This is a genomic window from Coleofasciculus sp. G2-EDA-02, assembly GCF_040226375.1.
Taxonomy (GTDB): Bacteria; Cyanobacteriota; Cyanobacteriia; order Cyanobacteriales; family Coleofasciculaceae; genus Coleofasciculus.
Window position 1 is genome coordinate 70,485 of the sequence record NZ_JAVKEW010000019.1, and the last position, 7,203, is coordinate 77,687.

Below are 7,203 nucleotides of genomic sequence, written 5' to 3' on the forward strand. Positions count from 1 at the left end.
GGGACTCAAATTCGTCTGAGTCTAGGTAAGTGTCGAAATCCCGCAAGGCTTCCGCCGTGAGCGTCAGCCGAACGGGAAAAACCAGGAAATCCAAGTTGTGAAGCTTGGAAGCCCACACCAAATCAAAGATTCTGGTGTGGGAGGATGTCACAAAAGTCACACTCTAATAACAATCAACCAACCATCAACAAAAAAACTGCTTATGCCTATTTCAGCGGCTACACCAGCGCTTCTGGTGCTGGCGGATGGAACATCCTACCCCGGTTGGTCTTTCGGCGCTTCAGGTACGGCAATTGGAGAAGTCGTATTTAACACCGCCATGACGGGGTATCAAGAAGTGGCAACAGATCCCAGCTACTGTGGTCAGATTGTCACCTTTACCTATCCCGAACTGGGAAACACAGGGGTAAACCCAGAGGACGAAGAATCAGCCCATCCTCAGATCCGAGGCGCGATCGCCCGGAACATTTGTTGGCGTCCGAGTAATTGGCGTTCAACCCAGTCTTTACCCGACTACCTCAAGCAACACCATATCCCCGGAATTTACGGGATTGATACGAGGGCGCTGACTCGCAAACTGCGTTCAACTGGGGCGATGAATGGTGGTATTTCCACAGAAATTCTTGATCCCGGCGAATTGCTGCAGCAAGTGCAAGCCGCGCCGAGTATGGCGGGGTTAAATCTCGTGCAGGAAGTTACCACCAAAGCCGTTTACGAGTGGTCCCAAGCCACGGATAATCATTGGGAGTTTAGTCCCACGGCTGAATCGACAGCGGGTGAACCCTTAACCGTGGTGGCGATCGATTTTGGCATCAAACGCAACATTTTGCGGCGTTTAGCCAGCTATGGTTGTCGCGTGATCGTGGTACCGGCGAATACGTCCCCCGAAGAAATTCTCAAGTACAACCCCGATGGAATTTTCCTCTCCAATGGACCTGGCGATCCGGCGGCGGTTAAGGAAGGTATTGAAACGACCAAAGCCTTGTTAAAACACCGAAAACCCCTCTTTGGCATCTGCATGGGACACCAGATATTGGGGCTTTCGATGGAAGCTGAAACTTTTAAGCTAAAATTCGGGCATCGTGGGTTGAATCACCCGGCTGGGTTACAGCAACGGGTAGAAATTACTAGCCAAAACCATGGATTTGCGATCAAGTCTGAGTCATTAGGGGCAGATGTGGAAATTACTCATCTAAACCTGAATGACCGTACTGTGGCAGGATTGCGTCACAAGACGCTACCATTCTTCTCGGTGCAATACCATCCAGAAGCGAGTCCGGGTCCTCATGATGCCGACTACTTGTTTAATCAGTTTGTCGAATCCATGCGATCGCAAAAAGCCCGTACATAAGTTCGCTAGTCATATTCCAGATGTAATCGGCTACCTCTGGAAGCGAGGGGAAAATTTTGACCGGTGGGTTATTTCCACGCCCGCCGCACTCGATGTGGATGATCACTAAACTTCTCGCTATACTATCGAATAGCTTAATCGCTGGTAAACCACCAACCCATGTTGAATTAGTTTAGTGTAAGTACAGCTAGGAGGGTGTTATTCCTGAGCAACTCAACCTGACAGTCAGCTTAAGAGGGACTCGTCAGGTCAAAAGCAATTATCAACTTTTCCGCCTGACTGGATTGTTAGATGCCTTCTCAGAACCAACCTTTGGGAAGGTTATTGGTAAATGTGTTGATGAGGGACCAAAAAATATTATTTTGGATCTCTCTAAGATCGATTTCGTGGATAGTTCGGGCTTAGGCGCTTTAGTGCGTATAGCGAAAAAGGCTCAAACGGCTGAGGGAAAATTGCAAATTGTCACCAATCCCCGTGTGACTCAAACGGTGAAGTTAGTGCGTCTAGAACAATTTCTCTCACTTCAACCATCGGTTGACGTAGCCTTAGAAAACGTCAAAAAAGCCTAGTTGACCGAAAAATTGGGTCAAAAGCCTCCCCCTTCGAGGGGGACTTTTGTGCTATGATAACGATGGTTGAAATCCCCACATTCGCTTGCAGCGATATACAATCATTATGAGTTGAAACCGGGACTGGGCCAGCAATAGGGAAACGACGGAAGGGCAATGGTAAAATCCAACCTGGAAGCAAAACAAAAGTATTTTTTGATGCTTTTGATCTAAACGATACATGTAGTCGCGGGAGGGCATTCCGAGACTTAAAACGGACAGGGAGCGTATGTAAGACCTCTTGGAGGCAGTGTGCGTAGAGCTGTCAACCCCATTCAGCGACCACCCTTAAAAAGGTGGCGTGGTGAGGAATCATCGCACTTACAGGGCGGTGAGGATGTCAAACAACAAAACTGTGAAACCCATCCCCTGACATTGCGGCGGGGGATTTCCCGTTGTTCGTCAAGAAACATTTCCCAGACGTAGCATCCTACGTCTAGGAGCCGGCTAAAATAGGGACGGGCATTGAAATAGCCCAACATCAAGTCCGAGTTTTATGGAGCAGCAGGAAGAGACTTCAAACAGCACAGACAATAACTCAGCCCTTTCTGGAACAGAAGCCCGATTTCGGCAACTGAATGCTGCAGCCGATCCCCAATGCCAAATCCAACAGATCTCACCAGGGGCGTTGGCTTATCTGGGAGATGCTGTGTATGAACTCTATATTCGCAGTCGCTATTTACTCCCACCTAAACGTCTATGTGATTATCATGATCAAGTCGTGGCTCAAGTCCGCGCCGAAAGTCAAGCGAATACGCTGCGATCGCTCGAACCTTACCTAACAGAACCCGAATTGGCACTATTGCGACGTGGAAGGAATGCGGCGACTGGAACGTCACGACGCCTCAATCGCAAAATCTATCAACAAGCCACCAGCTTAGAAACATTACTGGGATATCTGTATCTGAGTGATCCCCAACGTTTGACTGAGTTATTGGCGTATTTAGAACTCGATACCCCCTAAATCATTCGTATACTTAATACTATGGCTAATCAAGATCGCCGCTCTCACACCTCTGGCAAGCCGAAGCTAGGGAAGTTCCAACATGACCATCGCCGTCCTTCCTCTAAAGGTAAATTCTTCAGGGATCAACGCTCCCCTGATAAGCCCATTCTCAAACGTCACCCAGATTCCCAACCATCGCCGTCCCAAACACCGGAGTCTGAGTCCACTTTGTCAGAAGATGTTGACTTACTCTACGGACGTCATCCGGTTTTAGCCGCCCTCGAAAATCAACGCCAGCTCAATCGGGTGTGGATTTTGCCCCAGTTACGCTATGATCACCGCTTTCACTCGTTACTACTGCAAGCTAAAGCCAACGGTACGGTTATCGATGAAGTTGATCCGCGACGCCTCAGCCAAATTACTCAAGGCGCCAATCATCAAGGTGTAGCGGCTCAAGTTGCGCCTTACTCCTACAAGGAGTTAGGGGATTTGATTCAAACTGCCAAATCCACCAGCCAATACCCCGTGATCATCGTTTGTGACGGGATTAGTGATCCCCACAATTTAGGTGCTATTATTCGTACTGCAGAAGCCTTGGGCGCTCAAGGTTTGGTTATTCCCCAGCGACGAGCCGTAGGCGTTACCTCCACCGTGATGAAAGTAGCAGCCGGCGCGTTAGAAACCTTGCAGATTGCCAGAGTGGTCAATCTGAGTCGGGCTTTAGAGGAGCTGAAAACCGCTGGTTTTTGGATTTATGGGACTTGTGCTGACGGTGGTAAGCTACTACACACTGTTGACTTAAGCGGTTCGATAGTATTAGTTATTGGTTCAGAAGGTAGTGGTCTAAGTCTGTTGACTCAACGCTGCTGTGATGTGTTGGTTTCGGTTCCCCTGTATGGCAAGACTCCTAGCCTCAACGCTTCTGTAGCCGCAGCCATGACGTTGTATGAAACCTATCGTCAGCGTTGGGTTAACCCACTGCATCTTGACGATCTCAGCAAAAATTCTTGGAAAAAAGAAACGTAAAGTAGTATAACAAAATGTAAACAGCAGGGAATTAACAAGACCACATAGCATCCCATCGACTAGGTAAAGAGCATGAAAGAACTTTTGATCAACACTCTCCAATTTTTAGGCTTGGCGTTTTGGGTAGAAATCATCACAGACGATCCCCAATGCACCTACTATTTCGGTCCATTCTCCAGTAAACAGGAAGCCGAATCCGCTCAAGGTGGATATATTGAAGATCTAGAAAATGAAGGCGCTCAAGGGATTTCCGTGACGATTATGCGCGGCAAACCCATTCATCTAACAATTTTTGACGAAAACTTGGAAGAGTCAACGGCTAGTGTGAGAGTCCCAACCTTGAGTGGGCAACTTTCCTAGAACGTCTTGTCGGGTGTCGGGAACAATTGAATCTACTCATGACAGGGAAAAAAATTTTCCCCACACCCAGACTGTATACTGTCCGCAATCAGAGCTTACCCAGGATTTACTCTCCATTGTCCACGTCAACTCTAGTCGAATGCAGGACTGGAGAAAATACGGTAAGAAAATCAAAGAAGATCCGAATCTACCTAAATCCTGAGCAGAGAAACCTAGAGCGTCGGTTCAGTAGAAGCCGTTGACAAATCAGCCAGAATATGAATTGTTATTCTGTTGCTTCCCCTAAACAAAAACTCTCCCACTGCGTCTCCGTGCGACTTGCCGCGATTTTTGACGCGCTCTACTTATGTATAACCGCTCTCCACCTTGAGCTAACGGTGGTTTCAACCGATCTATTGCCTATGGCAAGATCTTCGCGAGCGCTATCATGGGGAAACTATTGATTTGATCATCGAGCAAAGGTCAGATGGTTTTTTAGCCCAGGGTGCGATCGCTCGTCACCGACCAAGGCTTCCATGATGCTTGAGCTGAAACCAATCTGGGGGTGTGTGGAGGTAGAGGGTTCCGGCATCCCGGCAAGGACATGAAGATTATGAACTACGGCTGTACGACGCAGGTCAAACAAATTCCGACGTAAGCCAATATAACGGGCACGAATACCTTGCCATCGACCAATATGAGCAAGAGTATGCTCCACTCTGACCCGTTCTCGAAGTTTGGCTCGACCTGTCGCTGTGGTTTGACGCTGACGCAACTCCTGCAAAAGGGATTCATCCGGATGGATAGAGACACTACGTCCAGTTTGACTAGTAGTACAGCGCTCATGTAATGGACAACTAGTACAAACAGCAGCCGGAAAACGCACTACTTGTCCTTCTCGAAAAGGCATAGTTATCTGATTGGGGCAATGAATTAAACCCGAGTCAAAATCGAGAGTAAAAGCACTCTTTGCTCTTTTTTCGATAGCTGAATCGGAGGATGCCATTGGGGAGGACGCATATATAGTTAAACCCTGAAGGGGTGACAAGCAGCTCAAAAGCTTGGCAGGCAAAGCATTTCCCCCCTCAAGCCTCAAAAAGATGAGAGCTTATTGACAGGCTTATTGAGAACAAAAACGTGAATGAGAATGATAATCACCCAGGTGACACTCGAGAAGTATGTTGATGATCTTTAATCGTTCTCTTGTTGACCAAATCATGACTCAGCAACGGTTAGATGGGTGTCGGGTCTATCCCTGTGTGAAGATCTCGCTATCGAGGAGAGCGAATCGCGTTAAGTTACTGCTCAAGTCTAAGAGCGGAATATTGCTCCCCAGACTCTTGAATTGTTGAATATTTTGGGTTAAACTTAGTCAAGAATAGGATGGTAATAGGGAGGAGTTATACAGTTTAATATCAAGAAAAAGCCGTCAATAATTTTTAATTAAATACATAGCTTTCAATCCTTGCTGAAAGTAATGAATCTTAGAGCGATTAACCCGCATAAATTTCGCCACCGTTACTTGACAAAAATCCCATCCAATAGTCCAGGTCAATCCATAGAGACCAATCCAGAAGTTGCTGTGTCGTCTCTGGCTTCTTGCTACTTCTCTGAGACGACAGATATATTTTTGTTGCCTTTGACAGCGAGTTTTGTCCCCTTTTAAAGAAGCGATAGTATAAGCCATGGCAATTAACAAGACTAAACGATTTAAACGTTCTATGCATGCCTTGGTTCCTTCTAGGTTATAGCCACCCGTCTTACAATCTTTGAACAAGGATTCTATACCACGGCGAGATTGATAAACCTGAATGACTTCATCAATACTACTTAAATTGGTCAAAATAAACCAGCCATGTTTTTCACATGAACCTCGATACTTCCGCTTCCAATAAGCGGCTAAATTAAAACGACCAAACCCCTTTTTCTTTGTATAATTAACTCCCGAATGAAATAACTTCATCCCCGGAGTTAAACCCAACTCACTTAGCTGTTGATAGTTACCTTCTGATTTACGGATATAAGTGTCTTGCTTAATCCGCAATGCGAAAAATACCTTCTTTTGCTTCAGCCAGTAGGCTAGTTCAACGCGGCGGAATTCCCGATCTCCGATGAGAACAACTTGATAACGGGAAAGCAATTTTAAGACCGGACGAATAACTGCTATTTGTTCGGAGATATTGCTACTACCCGCCTTATCCAAAAATTGCCAATATACAGGGAAGGAACGTTTTTTCCAAATCACAGCAATCATTAATAAGTTATTGCTGCTCCCTAAGGGTTCTATCTATAGCAAGAATAACACGATTTCCGAGAGGAATTTGAGTTCTTAATATATATTTAAGTATCGGAAACCAAATCAATGGTAGACTAAGATTGGGAAGGACTAAAAACCTTTGTAAATGTTTTCTCCTACTTTGATAGAGGATGGGTACAGGAAAGAGCGCGGCTAATCTCTCAATCTTGACTTCTTTGTGTACTTGAAGCAGCCAAAGTAAAATTTCCAGGGTGAGGAGTTGAGACTCACTTAGATAATTCTTAAGACAACTGTGATAGAATTGTGGTAGCATTATTGATTGAGCGGTTGACTTGAATAAAATAGATCGCTCTTTTTTTACCACAAAACGAACCCATTTAGGGAACTGCGTAAAAATACAGTACCAGTGAGGAAAGCTGAATTCATGTAATACAGCCAAGCTTGGTTGGTGCATTATTAAGCTGCAAGTCCCTTGTTTTTAATTTTTGGAAAAAGTCAACAATTTCTTGTCTATTGCTTTTAATGGGAGCGATACGTTCCTTCTTACTGAAGTTCAAAGAGCCGAAAAATTGAAACGGCAAACGCCGTGCGACTTTCCGCGATCGCACGCCGATCCCAAAACCCTGTGACCCTTGCTGGGTGCTGCTTTGGGGGAACATTTAAGGATTAAAGATAA

Annotated in this window: 7 protein-coding genes and 1 pseudogene; 5 read left to right on the plus strand and 3 right to left on the minus strand. The window is 45.9% G+C overall.

Annotation, left to right across the window (positions count from 1 at the left end; all coding sequences use genetic code 11):
- Positions 1–202: 202 nt before the first annotated feature.
- The 5 genes from carA (at position 203) to RLO19_RS01735 (ending at position 4,291) form a co-directional block, all read left to right on the plus strand.
- Positions 203–1,351 carry a glutamine-hydrolyzing carbamoyl-phosphate synthase small subunit gene (carA, locus tag RLO19_RS01715; protein WP_446353268.1) on the plus strand — a complete coding sequence of 383 codons (1,149 nt, stop codon included), beginning with the start codon at positions 203–205 and terminating at the stop codon, positions 1,349–1,351.
- A 200-nt stretch (positions 1,352–1,551) separates the two neighbouring features.
- Positions 1,552–1,920 carry an STAS domain-containing protein gene (locus tag RLO19_RS01720; RefSeq protein ID WP_446353282.1) on the plus strand — a complete coding sequence of 123 codons (369 nt, stop codon included), beginning with the start codon at positions 1,552–1,554 and terminating at the stop codon, positions 1,918–1,920.
- 535 nt (positions 1,921–2,455) lie between these two features.
- The gene (locus tag RLO19_RS01725; RefSeq protein WP_446353270.1) at positions 2,456–2,923 is read left to right on the plus strand and encodes a Mini-ribonuclease 3; all 468 of its coding nucleotides are present in this window, start codon (positions 2,456–2,458) and stop codon (positions 2,921–2,923) included.
- Between the two features lie 21 nt (positions 2,924–2,944).
- Complete coding sequence (gene rlmB, locus RLO19_RS01730) at positions 2,945–3,931, plus strand: 23S rRNA (guanosine(2251)-2'-O)-methyltransferase RlmB (protein WP_446353272.1); 987 nt, start codon at positions 2,945–2,947, stop codon at positions 3,929–3,931.
- A gap of 72 nt (positions 3,932–4,003) precedes the next feature.
- Complete coding sequence (locus RLO19_RS01735; RefSeq protein WP_446353274.1) at positions 4,004–4,291, plus strand: DUF1816 domain-containing protein; 288 nt, start codon at positions 4,004–4,006, stop codon at positions 4,289–4,291.
- Positions 4,292–4,865: 574 nt separating this feature from the next.
- Here the strand turns inward: RLO19_RS01735 and RLO19_RS01740 are convergent.
- The 3 genes and pseudogenes from RLO19_RS01740 to RLO19_RS01750 all read right to left on the minus strand — a co-directional run.
- A pseudogene (locus RLO19_RS01740) lies at positions 4,866–5,240 on the minus strand (transposase); the annotation flags it as partial.
- Between the two features lie 459 nt (positions 5,241–5,699).
- Positions 5,700–6,524, minus strand: coding sequence for an IS4 family transposase (locus RLO19_RS01745; RefSeq protein WP_446353276.1), 825 nt, complete (start codon positions 6,522–6,524; stop codon positions 5,700–5,702).
- A 425-nt stretch (positions 6,525–6,949) separates the two neighbouring features.
- The gene (locus RLO19_RS01750) at positions 6,950–7,186 is read right to left on the minus strand and encodes a hypothetical protein (protein ID WP_446353278.1); all 237 of its coding nucleotides are present in this window, start codon (positions 7,184–7,186) and stop codon (positions 6,950–6,952) included.
- Positions 7,187–7,203 lie beyond the last annotated feature (17 nt).